This window comes from Pseudomonas sp. D3-27 (assembly GCF_051132165.1).
Taxonomy (GTDB): Bacteria; Pseudomonadota; Gammaproteobacteria; order Pseudomonadales; family Pseudomonadaceae; genus Aquipseudomonas.
Map to the genome: position 1 here is coordinate 5,446,747 of NZ_CP071667.1, position 18,197 is coordinate 5,464,943.

Consider the following 18,197-nt stretch of genomic DNA (forward strand, 5'->3'; position numbering starts at 1 on the left):
AGCAGGAGCAGGAGCAGGAGCAGGAGCAGGAGCAGGAGCAGGAGCAGGAGCAGGAGCAGGAGCAGGAGCAGGAGCAGGAGCAGGAGCATCTCGGCACTTATTTAGATGAACCACCGCTATCGCGATCAGGCTCGTTCCCACATGGGTTTGCAGGTGTTCACAACCTTGCACACAACCCAAAAACCTGCGGGAGCGAGCTTGCTCGCGATGACGCCAGCACATTCAACATCAGCGGAAACTGACCCTCCGCCTTCGCGAGCAGGCTCGCTCCCACAATTGGAGTACGACCAGGAGACCCAGGTCGCCATACCGCCGCCTCGCTTTCGCTTTGCTTTGCTTTGCTTTGCTTTGCTTTGCTTTGCTTTGCTTTTGCTTTTGATCTGCCAGGCCCCGTTAACCACGATGGCCGAACGCAGGCATTGCGTAGTGGGTATCCCGGCATGGATGCCGGGATAGCCGCGTTGGGCCATGGATGGCCCTTCGCGGCGGGCCCACGGAGCAATGCCGGAGTGAGGGCATGCCGAGCCTAGGCGAGGCACCGAGTGGTGGGGCCAAGCCTTTTTTGCTTACTTTTTTTGGCGTCTGAAAAAAAGTAAGCCGCCGTAAGGGCGGAACCCTAAGTAGCCGTTACCGAAGAAATGGATATGTACGCATTCACAAGGGCATATCCCGCCTCACCAAGCAATCCTCACCCCCAACGCTTAGGCTCACCCACCAACTGCCCCTGAACCCCAAACAACCCCATCTCACGAATCACCGCCAACTCCCCTTCCGTCTCCACCCGCTCAGCAATCAACGGCAGGTCGATACTGTGAGCAGCACGCTGGATGGCCTCGATGAACAAACGCTTGTCACTTTCCTGGTCGATCGCACGAATGTAGCTACCGTCAATCTTCAGATAGGCCAACCCCAGCCGCGACAGGTTGCCAATCATGCTGAACCGCCCACCAAAGCGCTGCAGGCTCAAGGAAAAACCAAGCTCGCGCAACTGCCGGGTCAACTGCTCCAACACCGCTTGCTCGGGCAGTTGCTCTTCACCAATCTCCAAGGTCAGGCGCGGCCCAAGGTTGGAGTGAGCCCGCAGGATTTCAAAGACCTTGTTCAACGCCTGAGGATCGGCCAGGGTCGCGGAGGACAGGTTGAGCGCCAGGGATTGTTCGTGCCCGGCCATCTGCTTGAGCACCTGTTCGAGCATCAAGCGGTCCAGGCGCGCGGTCCAGCCGAAGCGCTCCAGCCAAGGCAGGAAGCGCCCGGCGGGGATGGTCTGGCCTTGGTCGTCAAGCAGCCGCGACAGCACTTTGTAGTGCAGCACGACCTGGGTGTCCTGAGCAGCCACCACCGGCTGGAAGTACAGTTCGAAGCGTTGATTGCCCAGGGCCTGATCGAGCAGTTGGTGCCAGGCGTGGTGATCATCGCCCACGCTGGCGGACGCGCTATGCTCCAGGCAGGCCCAGCCGGGTTCGCCCTGGCTTTCGGCCTGGGCCAGTGCCTGGTCGCCAAGCTGGAGCACTGCCTGCGGCGAGTCGCCATGAACGAACGGAGCGAGCCCGATGGACGCCACCGATGCCACGTCGGTCGCGCCGGTGGCGTGCAAACTCGCCAGCGCGCCTTCCAGATTCTGCGCCAGCTGCAGCGCCTCCTCGCGCACCAGCCCGGGTGCCAGCACCGCGAACTCCCCACCGCGAATCCGTGTCACCAGGTTATGGGTTTCCGGGTAGCGAGCGCACTCACGCGACAACTGCTCGCCCACGGCTTTGAGCAACTGATCGGTGCGCTGCCCGCCCAGCCGCTGGTTCAGACCGGCGAGGTCCTTGACCCGCAACAACAGCAGATAACCGGAACTGGCCTGTTCCGGGTTGCTCACCCGCGCATGCAACTGCATCTCGAAATACCGTCGATTGGCCAGCCCCGTGAGGTTGTCCTGATAGGACTCCACCCGCAGTTTTTCACTGCGCTCGGCCTGTTCCTGAAACAGCGCCTTGAGCTTCTCGACCATCTGGTTCATCGCCTGGACCACACGCCGCAATTCAGGTGTGCGCGGCAGCTCCGGCAGGCTCAAAAACTCACGTCGGGCGATGGCGTGGGACTGGTGAACCATGTAGTCCAGCGGCTTGAGCTGGCGACGCAGCAGCAAGGCTCCCAGCACCGCGCTCACGGCGCCGCACAGCAACAACCAGCCCAGACTGCCCAGCGCGCTCTGCCACAGCTTGGCGAGGGCGAACATCGGGTGGCTGACCACTTCGACCCGCGCCGCCTGTTCCCAACCGCGGCTGACAATCGCATCGCCGCCGGCCGGCTCAAGGCCGATGAGCTTGATAAACCACTGCGGTACATTGCCGGCGTCCGGGGTGCCGGTGCGCTCGGCCAGGGTCTTGTCGTTCGTCACATCGACCACGCGGATGCTGGCGTAGTAGCCGCTGTCGAAGATCGAACTGACCATCAGCTCGACCATTGCCGGGTCGTCGATGTTCGGCGTCAACGACAGCGCCAGCGCCGTGGCCGCGTCCTGGGCATGGGAACGCAGCTGATTGACGTACTGGGTCCGCGAACTCTCCAGGCTGACCATGAAGCTGCCGCTGAAGGCAACCACCAGGAACAGACAGATAGCGATCAACAGCTGTTTGAACAAAGACATCTGAGCGCGTGCTCCTAGTTAGTCGTCTCGACCGGGAAACCTTCGGCCTGCATTTTCTTCAACACATCCTGCCACCGGGACAGGCGCTTGGTGTCGCCCACTTTCTTGTTGCCCTTGCCTGACAGCCACAGCCCTTCGGCATTGAAAGAGTAGACCGGCAGCAAGTCGGTTCGCTGGCTGGCCGGCTGGATGCCGTCGATCAGGCTATCGAGTACCAGCGGCATGGCATCGGGGGTGGCGTAATACGTCAGCACCATGTGCGCGCGGTTCTGCCGCAACGCCTTGACGTAGGTGATGCGCAGCTTGTCACTGGAAACCCCTAGATGGCGCAGGCTGAAATACTTGGCGATGGCGTAGTCCTCGCAATCGCCCGCGCCCTTCCACAGGGCCTGGATCGGGGTTTCCCAATAATCGGTCTCATGCCACAAATCGAGGTCTTCCACGTAGCGCACCTGTTTGTTGAAGAACAGGTTCACCACCTTGAGCTGTGCAAGCTCAGGAATCTGCTTCTGGGTTGCCAGCAACTGCTGCCACGCGTCGATCCGCTGCTGCCCGTCGCCCAGCGGTCCATATAACGCTTGCGCCCGCCGGCTTATCTGCGCAAAGTCCCAGTCGGCTCGCAGGCCGCCCAGCATCAGGCCTGCCAGCAAAAATGCCGAACACAGCCAGCGCAAGGACCTGAGGACCGGGGAAGGTGCAGCCAAGGGAAATACGTCCGAAAAGGGCCGTTGGAAAAATTCGTTGGATGGTGCAGCCTGGACCGGCAAAAAACAATGGCAGGTTGCAATCACCGCAAGCAGTCTAAACTTTAGTTCAGGAACCGAGGCCGCGAGATTTTGACGGCTTGGCATTCTGTAACTAATGTTGCCTTGGATCCAATCATTGTGACTACAGTCAGGTGTTGTCGTGACACAGAAGCCCAAACCACTCAGCACTATTCAGGTCAACGGGCCCATCCCCGCTGCCCAGGCCCGCGCAATCATTGAAAGCGCTTTGCGCGAAGCCATTCTCGACGGGCGACTGCCAAGCGGCACAGCGTTGCGCCAGCAGGAATTGGCAGACCTGTTCGGTGTCAGCCGCATGCCGGTACGCGAAGCGTTGCGCCAGCTCGAAGCGCAGTCATTGCTCAACGTGGTCCAGCACAAGGGCGCGGTGGTAGCCCCGCTGATTACCAGCAATGCAGTCGAAACCTACGCCTTGCGGTCGGTCCTCGAAGCCTTCGCCCTGCGCTTGTCCATTCCCCTGCTAGACGACAATGACCTGGCCATGGCCGCCGAATACATCGAGCAATTGGAAGGCCAAGTTGATTATGCGCAGATCGCCAAGCTCAACCGTCTATTCCACATGTCGCTTTACCATAAGGCGCCCAACGCCAAGCTGTTGGACCTGATCGAACATGAGCTCAATGAAGAAGAACGTTTCCTGCGCTTTCACCTTTCGACCATGGGTTTGGGTGAGCTCACCCAGTGTGACCATCGCGCGATACTCGCCGCGGCGGTAGCCAAAGACATCGACCAAGCGGTTCATCTGCTTGAAGAGCACCTCGAGAAAGCCTCGGCCACCATGCGCCTGTACCTGAAGCAATAGCCGGACCGCAGCCCCATCCCCAGCGCCGGCCACCTGGCCGGCGTAGCACTTTCTTACACATCCTTCCTACACCCGAGATTGCCAGCAGGGCGCGGCTTGACCGTGGCCGCGATGCGTCGCTGCATCAGTTCAATGGAACTGCCGTCGATTTGGGCTCACTCTTGCGTTTATCGGTTCGAAAACAGACCTGAAGAAGTCAGCGTCCGGCAATAGCCAGGCGAATCGAAGCCATCACGCAAGGAGCGCCGCCCAACTGGCGGGGATGACCTGGAGGTCCGACCGGGTTCCCGCCCATAAAACATCAACTTCTTACTTACCTTGATCCCTGAAGTGCTCCGAGTGAGGCATTCACTCGAACCATCCGATTCTGATCGCTATAAATCGGAAGGAGCAACTTCGCGCCAATAAAACTTATAAACAAAGTTTTAACCACCCTCTTCGCGCCCAATAAAAACGCCGCTTTAAATATAAAAAAAAAAACTTGCGAAGCGTTTGAAACTTGTACTAATTTTTTACTCGTCGAGTTGCTATCGACGCCCACAGACACCATGGCATGCGCCTGTAGCAAGCCGCACAGCCACAAGCAGGCATCAGTTAAAAGTTCCAAATGAACATGGATTCCGGTTCGCGCACTCGCTCGCCCCGACAAAAACAGGCGAGCAACTTTCCGGACAAACAATATTGATGAGGACGTTCCAATGCAGCCAACCAAAGAACAACTATCTCTGAAAAAACACGAACTTGGTGAACACCCGGTTTTTTCCGAAATAACATCAATCGACCTGTTGCGCCGTTTTATGGAAAGCCACGTTTTCGCCGTGTGGGACTTCATGTCCCTGACCAAGCGGCTGCAAAGGGAACTGACTTGCATCCAACTGCCGTGGCTGCCACCCGCCGACCCCCATGCCGCGCGTCTGATCAACGAAATCGTCCTGGGAGAAGAGTCCGACGACCGTCCCGGTGCCGGTTATTGCAGCCATTTCGAACTGTATCTGGACGCCATGCGCGAGGTAGGCGCGGACACCCAGGCGATTGAACAATTCATCGCCCTGCAGCAAGAAGGCGTCAGCCCCGAAACCGCGCTGGACAGCGTCGAGGTAGAACCGGCTGCAGCGCGCTTCGTGCGCCAGACCCTGCACACCGCCCTGCACGCCCCGGCCCACAGCGTGGCCGCCGCGTTCGTGCATGGTCGCGAAAGCGTCATTCCGCAGATGTTCCAGCGGATGCTGGACGCCTGGGGTATCGGCCTGGATCAGGCACCGACGTTTCGTTATTACCTGCAACGCCATATCGAGGTGGACTCCGAAGACCACGGCCCGGCGGCGGAAAAATTGCTGGCGCGGCTGATCGATGGCGACCCGCAGCGCGAGCGCGAGGTCCTCGCCGCTGCCCTCGCTGCCGTCCACAGCCGCGCAGCCTTGTGGGATGGCCTGCGCCTGAGCATGACCCAGCCGGTCGCGCAGGTGACGCCATGAACGCCATCCAATACCAATCATTCGCCGACGCCTGGGAAAGCCGGGCGACGATCCGTACCCGGCCACGGCGCCGGGTCGAGGATGACGACAAGCTGATCTTTCCCATGAGCCGCCAACCCATGGTGCACAGCCAGACCTTCCTGACCCATTGCCCGCAATTGCGTGATTTTGTCCTGGTGCAGAGTCTCTACAAGTTCATCAACGACGTGGTGATTTTCGAGACCGAGCTGGTGGATCACACCGCCCGGCGCATCGCCAAGAACCGCTTTGGCATCGAGTTTCCGTTCGCCTGTCGCTATGACGCGATGACCGTGGTGGTGGACGAGGACTACCACGCGCTGGTGGCGATGGACTTCATGCAGCAAACCATCGACATGACCGGCATCGCACCGATCCCGTTGCCCCAGCAGATCGAGCTCAGCCGTGCCATTCCGGCCACGCTGGCGCGAACACCGGAGCATCTGCTCAGCGCCGTGGAGTTGGTCTGCATCGCCATCGCCGAAAACACCGTGACCAACGAAGTGGCAGCCTTTGCCCGGGACGACTCGGTCAAGGCCTCGATCAAGGGGCTCATGGCCGATCACCTGCAGGATGAGGGACGCCACTCCGGTTTCTGGACGCGGCTGGTACAGATTTACTGGCGCGCCGCGCCCGAAGAGGACCGCGAGACGATTGCGCGGCTGATGCCCGGTTTCATCGCCGATTACCTGGCGAGCGACCTGCAGCAGGCGTTCGATTTCGAGCTGATCAACCATTTGCCGATCGACGAATCGGCACGCCAGTCGCTGCGCGAAGACGCCCGGGCGCTGGCTTATCCCATCAACCGTTTTCACCCGTTGGTGGGCAACATCACGCGGTTCTTCCGCGGCAGCTCGATGCTGGCGTCAGCCTGCGTGCGCGATGCCCTGGCCGACTACCTGACCCCATGAGGACCTTCCGATGAGACGCCTCGAAATCGCAATGTCTGGCCACAGCCAGGCCCTGGCCGAACTGGCCCGGGAACTTGAACGACACGGCCACGCCGTCGTGGGTCCACAATCACCGGCCGGCGACCGCGCGATCGACCTGTTGATCGACGATGGTACGGCGCCAGGGGCCATCGAGGCTGGTGTCCAGCTCCGGCTGCGCGTGGCATTCCAGGAAGCGCCCGGCCAGGCATTGCCGCGGCCGGTGGTGTTTTTCCGTGACGCAGCGCAGCGACTGCTGGTCCACGAAGTGATCACCACGCCGAGCGACGGCAACGGCCAGTCGCTGCGCCAGCAGGCAATAACCGCAATCGTCGAGCACGGCGCACGGCTGGTCAGTCATCTGTCCCGCGATGAGCACGGTTTCGATCAGTGGCCGACGGCCCCGCACGAGCCCATCGACCAACCCGAGCACGGGCTCGATGCGTTGGAGCCGCTGGCCTTCAAACACTGCCTTAACCGGCCCGCCGTACCTTGGCTGCTGGCGGCCGCAAAAATGCCTGTGATGCACAGCATCGAGCAGCGCATGCTCGACGACGCATCGCAGCCTGCCCTATGGGTCGAGGGTCAGCTCATCGACTACAGGACCTTGCGCAATTGGGTGTTGCGGTTGCAGGGGGCCATAACGGCAAGCCTGGGAAGAGCAACCGATCATCCACGGGTGATTGCCGTGTGCCTGCCCAAATCCGTGCAGCTGTATGCTGCAATTCTTGCGGTGCTGGGGTGCGGGGCGGTGTACCTGCCGCTGGACCCGCAACACCCGGCGCAACGCCGGCGGTTCATCCTCGACAACGCCAAGGCCGATCTCTTATTGCACGATGGCGACAGCGACCTGGGCGATAGCCCGACGCCGATGCTGAATGTCCATCGGCTATCTTCGTCCAAGCCTGGCTTCCCGGCCTCGACGATTCGCCGCGTGGTGAATGCCGACGAACCAGCCGTGGCGATCTACACCTCCGGCACCACCGGCCAGCCCAAGGGGGTCCTGCTCAGCCACCGCAACCTCAGCCATTTCTGCGCCTGGTACGCAGATCATGTCGAGCTGCGGCGCGACAGCCGAGCGTTGCAGTTTTCCACCATCAACTTCGACGCATCGTTGCTGGACATCTTGCCGACCTTCATCCAAGGCGGAGTGCTGGTGGTGCCCAGCGAGGATCAGCGCCGCGACCCGCAGCGACTGGAGTCGTTGATGCGTGAACAGCGCGTCAGCCATGCCTTCCTGCCGCCCGCGCTGTTGAGCGTCATGCCGCTGGAGGCGTCATTGGGGCTGGTGCACCTGATCACTGGCGGGGACGTCTGCGAGCCGTACGTGATCGAGCGACTGGCGCCGCAGTGCCGGTTTCACAATATCTACGGCCCGACGGAAACCACGGTATTGGCCACCACGCGGCAATTCGCCGTGGGCGATAACAACCGCAACCTCGGTATACCCATCGGCAATGCCCGCGTGCTCATCCTCGACGAACATTTGCAACCGGTGCCCCAGGGCACACCCGGCGAGCTGTACATCGCAGGGCCTGGAGTCGGCCTGGGGTACCTGAACGATCCAGTGCTGACCAGCAGCCGTTATCTCGACCTGACGCTGCCCAACGAGCAAGCGCTGCGGGTCTATCGCACGGGGGATATCGGCCAGTGGACCGACGACGGGATCGAGCTGTGCGGCCGCCGCGACAACCAGGTCAAGATCCGCGGCTTTCGGGTCGAGCCCGAGGAGATCGAGCATTGCCTGCGCGACAGCCAAGTGTTTCGCCAGGTGGCGGTGGGGGTCGACGAGCGCCGGCGGATCCTGGCGTTCCTGGCGAACCCCGTGGACGATCGACCCGGCGCGGCCCTCAACGCCTTGCGCCAGCATGTGCAGGATTCGCTGCCGAGCTACATGCACCCGGCGGCCTATGTAGAGCTGCCCAGCCTGCCTTACACCAGCAACGGCAAGGTCGATCGCCGGGCATTGCTGGCGTCGGCGGGATCGGTCCAGGCAGGAGCTCAAGGGCGCCAGCCACAAAATGCATTGCAAACCCAGCTCCGACAGCTATGGGCCGAGCTGCTGCAGTTGCCAGCCGAGGACATCGCCACCGACGAGAGTTTTTTCAACCTTGGCGGGCATTCGATCCTGCTTTCGCAGCTGCTGTTGAGTCTCAGGCAGACGTTCGGTCGCAGCCTGTCGATCAACCGCTTCATCGAAGCACCGACGCTGATCACCTTGGCGAAGTTGCTCGATGCCCCCGACCAGAGCGATGCATCCTCGCTGAGCCCCCAGGCTTTCATCGACGCCGAAGCCGAACTCAACCTCGATCCACTGCCCATCAGACAGAGCGGTGATGTGCATAAAGTGGTCGTGACCGGCGCCAACAGCTTTCTCGGCGTGCATATCGTCGAAGCGTTGCTGGCGTGGGGGGCCACGGAAGTGGCGTGCCTGGTGCGTGAATCCGGCGGGCAAAGCGCGGCCCAGCGGTTCGCCCAGGCCCTGCGGGAAAATCGCCTGGAGCATCTGGACCTGAGCCGTGTCAGCGTCTACGCCGCCGACATCACCCAGCCACAACTGGGCTTGCCGGACGACACCTACCAGCGGATCGACAGCACGTTCGGCGCGTTGGTGCACAACGCCGCCCATGTCAATCACGTGCTCGACTACGAGTCCCTGGCGCGGGACAACGTCGAGCCCATCTTCGAATGCCTGCGGCTGTGCGAAGGGCGCAGCAAGAAAATCTTCAACTTCGTCTCGACGCTGTCGGCCTCCAGCACCCTGGACGCTAATGGGCAGGTGCTGGAGCAGCCAGCAGCAAGGACACCGCCGATCTACATCAAGAATGGCTACAACCTGTCCAAATGGGTCGGCGAGCGGATTCTGCAACGGGCCCGGGACCTTGGCGTCCGGGTCAATCTGTTCCGTCCCGGCAACATCAGCTTCAACAGCCAGACCGGGGTCTGCCAGCCCCACAAGAACCGCTTGATGCTGATGCTCAAGGGATCGATCCAGCTCGGCCAGGTGCCGGATCTGTCGCTCAATTTCGACCTGATGCCGGTGGACTTCCTGGCCCGTTTCATCGCCTTCCACGCCAGCCGTTACCAACCCAACCAGGCCGTGTTCAACCTGCACAACCCCGAACCCTTGAGCTGGGACGCCTATGTGGCGTCGTTCCGCGACAGTGGCCGGGAATTCGCGCTGGTCAGTGTCGCGGACTGGCAACAGCAGCTGGCGCGGGTCGATACCGACAACGCGCTGTTCGGCGTGCTGGGTTTCTACCTCAACGGCTTCGAAGAGGACATCGGCGACATCTCCCTGATCCGCCATGACAACGCCCGGTCCGGCGTGAGGCAGATGGGCACCCGTTACCCGGAAAAGTCCCCGGCCCTGCTGCGCCGCGGTGCTGATTACCTCAAGGCCATCGATTTCATCTGAAGCAACCCAACACCACGCAAGGAGCAAGACCATGAGTGCTTTTCAACCCGACACCCTGATCAAGAACCCTCAAGCCTGCCATGTCGAAACCTCGGTGCAAGTGCCCGCCGACGCCGCGCGCGTCTGGGAAGTGGTGGGCGACTTCGGCGGGTTCAACCGCTTTATTCCAGCCCTTGAATACATCGAAATGACTGGCGACGGCGTGCGTTCGCTGCGCAAGAAATTCTTCCGCGACGGACAAAACCTGGTGGTGGAGCAACTCAACAGCCGCGATGACCAGGCCATGCACATGACCTGGACGCTGATCTACAACACCCTCGGCATCGACAACCTCTGGGCGGCGATGCGCGTCGAGCCCCTGGGAGACAGCCGCTGCCGCGCCACCTGGACCATCATCGCCGACCACACCGAGGCGCACACACGGGAAGGGTTCAGGGGTTTTCTGCAAGGGTTCGCCGATGAGGCGATGGGAAATGTGGTGAAGATGTTCGCCTGACCAAAAAACCCTGTGGGAGCGAGCCTGCTCGCGATGGCATCAGCCCAGACAACCCACACCCGTGGCGAGGGAGCTTGCTCCCGCTCGGCTGCGCAGCAGGCGTAAAGCCAGCCAACGCGGTCCGCCTGCAGGCTTGCAGGGGCCTGCTGCGCAGGCCAGCGGGAGCAAGCTCCCTCGCCACGGGGGATCGGGTCCGTCAGATCTTGAAGCTGTCCACCAGTTGCTTCAATCGATTGGCCTGCTGCGACAAGGCATCGCAATCCTTCAGGGTTTCGTTGAGGTTGGCGACGCTTTGCTGGTTCAACGTATTGATGTGCGTGACGTCCATGTTGAGGGTCTCCACCACGGCTGTCTGTTGCTCGGTCGCGGCGGCCACGGATTGGTTCATGCCGTCGATCTCGCCGATGCGCTGGGTCACGCTGACCAAGCGCAAGCCGGCCTGGTTCGCCACTTCCACGCTCTCCTCGCTGGAAGCCTGGCTCGCGTTCATCGTGGTCACCGCTTCACGGGAGCCGACTTGCAGCGAGGTGATCATCTTGTGAATCTCTTCAGCCGACTCCTGGGTGCGGTGCGCCAGGTTGCGCACTTCATCGGCCACCACCGCAAAACCACGTCCGGCTTCACCGGCACGGGCCGCTTCGATGGCGGCGTTCAAGGCCAGCAAGTTGGTTTGCTGGGAGATGCCCTTGATCACATCCAGGATGTGCCCGATGTTGTCGGTGCTGGCGTTCAGGGTTTCGATCTGGGTGCACGACAGGCTGATTTTCTGTGACAGCTCGGTCATCGCCTGGATGGTTTTTTCCACCACCTGACGACCATCGTCCGCTTGCTCGCTGGCGCCACTGGCGTGTTGCGAGGCATCGGCGGCGTTACGGGCGATTTCCTGGGTCGCGGCGCCCAACTGATTGATCGCGGCGGCCACGCTATTGGTGCGCGCTCTGCTCATCCGATCCAACCAGGGAGGCGTTGGAAGATGTCATCACCCGTTGCGACAGGTCATGCACCTGACGCGTGGCGGAAGACACTTCGGCGATCGACGCGTGGATACGTTCCACGAACTGGTTGAACGACCCTCCCAATACCGCGAATTCGTCCTTGCCCTGCACCACGAGGCGCCGGGTCAGGTCGCCTTCACCCTGGGCGATGTCCTGCATGGCGCGGCCCATGGTGGTGAGCGGGCGCATCAATACCTGGATCAGCAGACTCAGCAGCAACGCAATCGCAGCCACTGCAATGAACATCGCAATCAACGCAGACGTACGGAAATGGCTCAGCGGTGCGTAGGCCTTGGCCTTGTCGATCGACAGGCCGATATACCACTCGGCGCCCGGCAAACCTGCCACCGGGGTGAACGAAAGGATGCGGTCCTCCCCGTTCAGCTCGACTTCCTGGATGCCCTTGCCGATGCGCACAGGGGTGCCGGGGTAGATGTCCTTGAGGTTTTTCATTACCTGGTCTTTGTCCGGGCTGACGATGACCTGGCCGTCGCCACTGACCAAAAACGCATGACCGATCCCGCCAAAGTCCACGGAGTTGATGATTTTCACGAGGGTTTCCAGGCTCAGGTCACCACCCACCACGCCCAACAATTCACCGTTGTGCTTGACCGGCAGGGCAATGGTCACCACCAGGCCGCCCACTGCCGCCGCGTAGGGTGGGGTCAGCATGGTTTTATCGGCGGCCACGGCCTGTTTGTACCAAGGGCGCTGACGCGGGTCGTAACCGTCGGGCATCTTCGCGTCAGGTCCCTGAGTGAACACGCCGGTGTTCTGGCCCACGTAGGTGAACTGGAAGTTCGAGGTCAACGCCGGCTGGTCCACGAGCCCTGGCAAATCGGCGCCCGCCCCTTGGTGCGCAATGTTCTGAGCCAGGTTTTCCAACACCAGCACCCGCCCGCTCATCCAGTTCTGGATGCTGCTGGCCGTCAGGTCACCGGATTGCTCGACGGAGGATTCCAGGCTGCGACCGATGGTATTGCGTTGCAGGTAATCGTTGTAGAGCGTGAACAGGGCAAAAGCCAACACCACCACACCTGAGGCGGCCAAGAGGATTTTTGTGGCTGAACTTAAGATTCATGGAGGGACTTCTTATGCAGGGGATGGGGGTGCATTCCGGTTGGCAGTTCCATGTAGCCGCAAGAGCTGGAGATTGGATCCGCTCCATTTTGGTGCACGCATACCCTTCTGTCGGCCAACCCGTGGAAAAGATTAGGCCCTTGTTCAATTGTCCGACGAGATGATTGCCAACATCACACAGCCTGCGTCGAACGGTGGTTGCAAATTTAATGAACGCTTATGACAATGCGACCTATTATCATTTGTGATATCAGGCTATTGCGCTCATGTCCTCCCCCCAGTTAGCAGTACAGGCGCTTTATTGCAGCCATCACGGCTGGCTCCACACATGGCTGCGCCACCGACTGGGCAACGCCGCCGATGCGGCTGACCTGGCCCAGGACACCTTCGTGCGCCTGCTGCAACGCACCGAACGCCCGGAACTCACGGCACCGCGCGCCTTCCTGCGCACCATCGCGCAGGGCTTGGTGATCGATCACTGGCGCCGGGAAGAAATCGAACGCGCCTACCTCGAAACCATCGCGCATCTGCCGCAGGCCCAGATCCCAAGTGCCGAAGCCCAAGCCCTGATCCTCGAACTGCTGGAGGGCATTTCCCGCATGCTCGACGGCCTCAAGCCGAAAGTACGCAGGGCGTTCCTGCTTGCACAGTGTGACGGCATGACCCACAAGCAGATCGCCGAGCAAATGGGCATCTCGCTACGGTCGGTGGAGCGATACGTCGCCGATGCGCTGTATCACTGCTACGTGCTGCGCTATGAAGATTGAGCCGATCGACCCGCCCTCGCGCGGTCGAGGTCCTTCGCAACTGGTGGTCAAGCAAGCGATCCATTGGCTGCTGCGCCTGCGCAACCATGCCGCCAATCCGATCCTACGCCAACAGTGCGACGCCTGGCGCATCGCCCATCACGATCACGAATTGGCTTGGCAACGGGTGCAATCGCTGCACAGCGAACTCACCTCCAACCTGCGCGCCGTGCCCAGTGCTCATATTGCCCTCGACACCCTGGAGGCCAGCGCCCAGCGCCTCGGTCGACGCCAGGCCCTGAAATTGTTGTCCGGCGTCGCCGTGGTGGGCGCCGCCGCATGGCTGGGCAAGGACCTAGGCTGGCAGCCGTGGCGTGCCGACTTCGCCACTGCCACGGGCGAACGACGCGGTTTCCAATTGCCGGACGGCACACGACTTGAACTCAACACCCGCAGCGCCGCCGACCTCGACTACACCGCCAGCCAGCGTCTGATCACGTTGACCCGCGGCGAAATCATGGTCACCTGTGGCCGAGACCCAGGACGCCCGCTGCTGGTGAAAAGCCGAGAGGGTCTGTTCGAAGGACTGGAAGGGCGCTTCGTCGTGCGCCAGGACAGCGGCTGCACGCGCCTGAGCGTCACCAGCGGCCGGGTCGCCATTCGCTCACATCGCAACAGCGAGGGCGCGCCGATCCACGTGGAGGCAGGGCAAAGCTACCTCGTCAGTTCATCGACAGCGACCCTGGCGCCGCCCCTGGACATGGACGCCGGCGCCTGGGCGGACGGCTTGATCGTGACGCGCAACATGCGCCTGGAAGACTTCCTCAGCGAGGTCGGCCGCTACCGCCGGGGCTGTCTGAGATGCGCCGCCTCGGCCGCGGACCTGCGCTTGTCCGGAGTCTTCCGCCTGGATGACATCGACAAGATGCTGGCCGTGCTCCCCCGCACGCTGCCCGTGCAGCTGCATTATCGAACCCGCTGGTGGGTCACGGTGGAACGTGCGGCCTGATTTTTTTTGGCGGGTTTTGCGAGGGCGTCCGGCTAGGACAGTAAGCAACGCTTATCTGCCTTCAGCGACTCCAACGGAAACCCAAAATGACTGAGCGCGTAACCCTCAAGACCTCCTTCGGCTGTTCCTCGCAAACCAGCCCTTTGCGCCAAGCCGTCCACGCCGCACTGCTGAGCACCGCACTGGGCGTCAGCGCCGTGCCGATGCTCGCTGTCGCCGCGCAGGACGGCGTCACGGCCAGCCGTCAGAGCTACAACATCGCGGCAGGCCCGTTGAACGAGGTGCTGAATCAGTTCGCGCGCCAGGCCGGGATTACCCTGGCGAGCACCCCCGAGCAAACCGCTGGCCGCCAGTCGCCTGGGCTCAAAGGTGACTACTCGGCGGACCAGGCCTTGGACCAGTTGCTCAGCGGTTCGGGGCTGATTGCGGTCGGCCAGGAAGGCAGCGGCTACGTGTTGCAGGCCCAGGCCGGGGACAGTGCACTGGCGCTGCCGACCACTGACGTCAAGGCCTTCGCCCTGGGTAACGCCTTGGGCAGCATGGCGGGCTACAACGCCACCCACAGCCAAGTCGCGACCAAGACCAGTACCGCCCTGCGAGAGACTTCACAAAGCGTATCGGTGGTGACGCGCGAGCAAATGGACGACCAGGGCGCGCAGACCGTATCCCAGGCGATGCGCTACACCCCCGGCGTGCTGACCAACCCCTACGGTGCGACCCATCGCTACGATTACGTGGCCATGCGCGGCTTCAACGACGGCTCGGTGGATAACATCTACCTCGACGGCCTCAAGTCCATGGGCGACAGCGGCACCTACAGTTCCATGCAGGTCGACCCGTACTTTCTCGAGCGCGTCGACATCCTCAAGGGCCCGTCGTCGGTGCTGTATGGCCGCAGTTCTCCGGGCGGCCTGGTGGCGCTTACCAGCAAAAAGCCGCTTTATGAGGCCTACCATCAGGTCCAGGCCACTGTCGGCACCCAGGGCCAGCGCGGCGTGGGCTTCGACTTCAGCGGGCCGGTGGACGATGAAAAACGCATCGCCTATCGCCTGATCGGCCTGGCGGACACCTCCGATACCCAGTTCGATCACAACAAAGAAAAGCGCTTCACCCTGGCGCCCACCCTCAGCATCGACTTCACCGAGGACACCTCGCTGACCCTGCAAGCCTACCTGCAGCACGAACCCGACGGCGGCTACCATGGCGGCGTACCGGCCGACGGCGCACTGCACCCGCGCAACGGTCGGCGGATCTCGGAAAATTTCTTCGAAGGCGAGCCCGGCGTCGACGTTTACGAACGTGATCAGCAGTCGTTCGGTTATCAATTCGAACACCGTTTCAACGATGTCTTCACCGCCCGGCAAAACTTCCGCTACCTGGACTCCGACGTCACCAACAATCAGGTCTATGCCTTCGGCTGGACCAGCCCCACCAGCAACGAGTTGAACCGTTACTACACCGGCGCCGATGAAAAGCTGCATTCGTTCATCGTCGACAACATGCTGCAGGCCGAATTTTTCACCGGCGCGACCAAGCACACCGTGCTGATGGGCGCGGACTACCAGCGGCGCAAGACCGTGGTCGACTGGACCAGCGGCAGCCTCGCCCCGATCAACGCCTTCGACCCGGTCTACGGAAACTCGGCGATCACCAACGTCAGCGCGACCAGCTACGTGCGACGCCTGGAGCAAACCGGTGTCTATCTGCAAGACCTGATCGAAATGGACAAGTGGCGCTTCTCCCTGGGCCTGCGCCAGGACTGGGTCGAAACTTCGGATGAAAACCGCATCGCCGAAGCTGGTCGCCCTGAAGGCACCGAGATCAATGACAAGCGCACCAAGCTCACCGGCCGCGTCGGAGCGCTGTACCTGTTCGACAACGGCCTGGCCCCGTACATCAGCTACTCGGAGTCGTTCAACCCCAACTCCTACGCCGACAGCGCTGGCAATCCACTGGCGCCCACCGACGGCAAGCAGTGGGAACTGGGCTTGAAGTACCAACCGCCAGGCACCGATGATTTGTACACCGCCTCGCTGTTCCGCATCGATCAGGAAAACCTCGCGACCAAGCTGCCCCAGGAAAATTTCTATCGCGCCGTCGGCGCCGTTCGTTCCCAAGGGCTGGAACTGGAAGCGCACGTACAGTTGACCGAGCAGTTCAAAGTGCTGGGCAGCTACACCTTCACCGACATTGAATATTCGAAGTCGATGGTCAGCACTCTGAGCACCCCGACCAACATCATCGAAAACAAAGGCAACTCACCGACCCAGGCCCCGCGCCACATGGCCTCGGTGTGGGCGGACTACAAGTTCGACAGCGGCACGCTCGATGGCTTGCGACTGGGCGGCGGCGTGCGTTATGTCGGCTACAGTTGGGTCGATGCGGAGAACACCATGAAGGTGCCGTCCTACACGTTGTTCGATGCGTCGGTGGGGTATGACCTGGGCAAGGTCGGCTTGAAGGGCGTGGACGTGCGCCTGAACGCGAACAACCTGACCAACGAAACCTACGTCGCCTCGTGCGCCAGCCTGAACTTCTGCTACATGGGCGAAGAGCGCAACGTGGCGGCTACTGTGAGTTATCAGTTCTGACCCACCCTCCAAGCCAGACGCATCTGTCTGGCCTGAAAGATGCCCCTGTGGCGAGGGGATAAATCCCCTCGCCACAACAGTTATCTCTTTGCTCTTAGGCCTGAACGGCCTTCGCCTCTTCCCTCACAACGCCTTCCTCACCGGCAAACCGATTCGCCCGCCCGAACGTGCCGAAATCGTTGAACCGCACGCCCATCTCCCGCATCACCTCATGAGCCACCGGCACCGTCATCTGCCGGATGTAGAACGGCTCCTTCACCACGAAATGATGAATGCCATGGCTGCTGCCGAAGTTGAAGCAGAACGCCTGCAACGGCCACAGCCACCAGGGGTTCAACACTTGGGTCTGCTGGATGACATTGCCCGGCTCGATGTCGCCGTAGTAATGCATGTTCGAACTGATGAAGTGCAGGCAAAAGGTGCGCAGCACATTCGGGCCGATGATCACCACGGCGGCGATGTCGATGATGTGCATCGTCGCCAGGGTATTGGCCGACCAGTCGATGGAAGCGCCCAGTAGTCCGGCCACAGCGTTGGCCCCATGAAAACCAAGGAACACGTACCAGGCGCCCCAATGCAGCAGTGCCAGTGGGAAGTACACCTTCAGCGTACGCTTGAGGATGCTGCGCTTGTGCGCCCAGGTCTTGGCTTGCAGGAGGCGGATGAACGCCGACATCACGTTGTCACCCACCATCAGCAAACGCGCCAATCCCCACGGCTCACCGTTGGTAATCGCCCGCTCTTCCAGGTCCGCTTCGCTGCCGGATACTTTGTGGTGGTTGAGGTGCAGATGACGGCGGATCCATGGGTTGATGGTGCTGGGCCGCGCCAGCCACACCAGACCCATCATCACGTTATGGGGAACGCGTTGCTTGCGGAAGTACATGCTGTGGATCAGGTCATGTTCCAACTCGTGGGTCAGCGAGGCGAAAAACGCGTTGAGCAGCAGGCAAGCCCAACCGGCCAGGTGACCGTTGATGTAGAGCAGCGCCGAGCCGATCATCCCGGCCAGGGCGAACGCCAGGATGCCTGCGCCCAGCGCGTCCTGGTGCTGCAGGATCGGGTAGCGCCGACGCAATTCCTCACCTCGGCCCAGGACAACCTGGCGAATGTGGGCGGCTCGCTGTTGTGCATTCAATCGCTCGGGGCTTGCGCAAGTGCCGTGCATGGCTTACATCCTCTGTTAACGATGTGCTCATCCTGCCGGGCGTTGTCCCA

11 protein-coding genes and 1 pseudogene are annotated in these 18,197 nt (G+C 61.5%); 8 read left to right on the forward strand and 4 right to left on the reverse strand.

The window, feature by feature from the left end; all coding sequences use genetic code 11:
• Positions 1-688: 688 nt before the first annotated feature.
• Both lapD and lapG read right to left on the reverse strand, forming a co-directional pair.
• Positions 689-2,635 carry a cyclic di-GMP receptor LapD gene (lapD, locus tag J3P92_RS24395; RefSeq protein ID WP_420767776.1) on the reverse strand — a complete coding sequence of 649 codons (1,947 nt, stop codon included), beginning with the start codon at positions 2,633-2,635 and terminating at the stop codon, positions 689-691.
• Between the two features lie 14 nt (positions 2,636-2,649).
• Positions 2,650-3,270: a cysteine protease LapG gene (gene lapG, locus J3P92_RS24400; RefSeq protein WP_434611685.1), complete on the reverse strand. Its 621-nt coding sequence runs from the start codon at positions 3,268-3,270 to the stop codon at positions 2,650-2,652.
• 271 nt (positions 3,271-3,541) lie between these two features.
• On the opposite strand from lapG, the gene J3P92_RS24405 reads away from it, so the two are divergent.
• From J3P92_RS24405 to J3P92_RS24425, 5 genes are all read left to right on the forward strand, one after another.
• Positions 3,542-4,222: a GntR family transcriptional regulator gene (locus tag J3P92_RS24405; RefSeq protein ID WP_434561302.1), complete on the forward strand. Its 681-nt coding sequence runs from the start codon at positions 3,542-3,544 to the stop codon at positions 4,220-4,222.
• Between the two features lie 698 nt (positions 4,223-4,920).
• A complete protein-coding gene (locus tag J3P92_RS24410; protein ID WP_420767774.1) occupies positions 4,921-5,697 on the forward strand; it encodes a DUF3050 domain-containing protein in 777 nt (258 codons plus the stop codon).
• Entirely contained in the window at positions 5,694-6,626 is a 933-nt protein-coding gene (locus tag J3P92_RS24415) for a diiron oxygenase (protein WP_434561306.1), read from the forward strand. The genes J3P92_RS24410 and J3P92_RS24415 overlap by 4 nt, the downstream gene beginning before the upstream one ends.
• 10 nt (positions 6,627-6,636) lie before the next feature.
• A complete protein-coding gene (locus J3P92_RS24420; protein ID WP_434649352.1) occupies positions 6,637-10,062 on the forward strand; it encodes an amino acid adenylation domain-containing protein in 3,426 nt (1,141 codons plus the stop codon).
• 31 nt (positions 10,063-10,093) lie between these two features.
• A complete protein-coding gene (locus tag J3P92_RS24425; RefSeq protein WP_434649354.1) occupies positions 10,094-10,558 on the forward strand; it encodes an SRPBCC family protein in 465 nt (154 codons plus the stop codon).
• Between the two features lie 196 nt (positions 10,559-10,754).
• On the opposite strand, the pseudogene J3P92_RS24430 reads toward J3P92_RS24425, so the two are convergent.
• Positions 10,755-12,634, reverse strand: a pseudogene (locus tag J3P92_RS24430) (methyl-accepting chemotaxis protein).
• 265 nt (positions 12,635-12,899) lie between these two features.
• Between J3P92_RS24430 and J3P92_RS24435 the strand changes: the two are divergent.
• The 3 genes from J3P92_RS24435 (at position 12,900) to J3P92_RS24445 (ending at position 16,979) form a co-directional block, all read left to right on the forward strand.
• Complete coding sequence (locus J3P92_RS24435) at positions 12,900-13,400, forward strand: sigma-70 family RNA polymerase sigma factor (protein WP_434649357.1); 501 nt, start codon at positions 12,900-12,902, stop codon at positions 13,398-13,400.
• Entirely contained in the window at positions 13,390-14,388 is a 999-nt protein-coding gene (locus J3P92_RS24440; protein ID WP_434608449.1) for a FecR domain-containing protein, read from the forward strand. The genes J3P92_RS24435 and J3P92_RS24440 overlap by 11 nt, the downstream gene beginning before the upstream one ends.
• Positions 14,389-14,474: 86 nt before the next feature.
• Complete coding sequence (locus J3P92_RS24445; protein ID WP_434649359.1) at positions 14,475-16,979, forward strand: TonB-dependent siderophore receptor; 2,505 nt, start codon at positions 14,475-14,477, stop codon at positions 16,977-16,979.
• A 94-nt stretch (positions 16,980-17,073) separates the two neighbouring features.
• Here J3P92_RS24445 and J3P92_RS24450 read toward each other — a convergent pair whose 3' ends face one another.
• Entirely contained in the window at positions 17,074-18,147 is a 1,074-nt protein-coding gene (locus J3P92_RS24450; RefSeq protein WP_434649361.1) for a fatty acid desaturase, read from the reverse strand.
• Between the last annotated feature and the right edge of the window lie 50 nt (positions 18,148-18,197).

Excerpts from the sequence above, each read along its gene's own strand:
- lapD (WP_420767776.1), bottom strand. The coding sequence starts at position 2,635 with ATGTCTTTGTTCAAACAGCTGTTGATCGCTATCTGTCTGTTCCTGGTG.
- lapG (WP_434611685.1), bottom strand. The coding sequence starts at position 3,270 with ATGCTGGGCGGCCTGCGAGCCGACTGGGACTTTGCGCAGATAAGCCGG.
- J3P92_RS24410 (WP_420767774.1), top strand. The coding sequence starts at position 4,921 with ATGCAGCCAACCAAAGAACAACTATCTCTGAAAAAACACGAACTTGGT.
- J3P92_RS24415 (WP_434561306.1), top strand. The coding sequence starts at position 5,694 with ATGAACGCCATCCAATACCAATCATTCGCCGACGCCTGGGAAAGCCGG.
- J3P92_RS24420 (WP_434649352.1), top strand. The coding sequence starts at position 6,637 with ATGAGACGCCTCGAAATCGCAATGTCTGGCCACAGCCAGGCCCTGGCC.
- J3P92_RS24425 (WP_434649354.1), top strand. The coding sequence starts at position 10,094 with ATGAGTGCTTTTCAACCCGACACCCTGATCAAGAACCCTCAAGCCTGC.
- J3P92_RS24435 (WP_434649357.1), top strand. The coding sequence starts at position 12,900 with ATGTCCTCCCCCCAGTTAGCAGTACAGGCGCTTTATTGCAGCCATCAC.
- J3P92_RS24440 (WP_434608449.1), top strand. The coding sequence starts at position 13,390 with ATGAAGATTGAGCCGATCGACCCGCCCTCGCGCGGTCGAGGTCCTTCG.
- J3P92_RS24445 (WP_434649359.1), top strand. The coding sequence starts at position 14,475 with ATGACTGAGCGCGTAACCCTCAAGACCTCCTTCGGCTGTTCCTCGCAA.
- J3P92_RS24450 (WP_434649361.1), bottom strand. The coding sequence starts at position 18,147 with ATGCACGGCACTTGCGCAAGCCCCGAGCGATTGAATGCACAACAGCGA.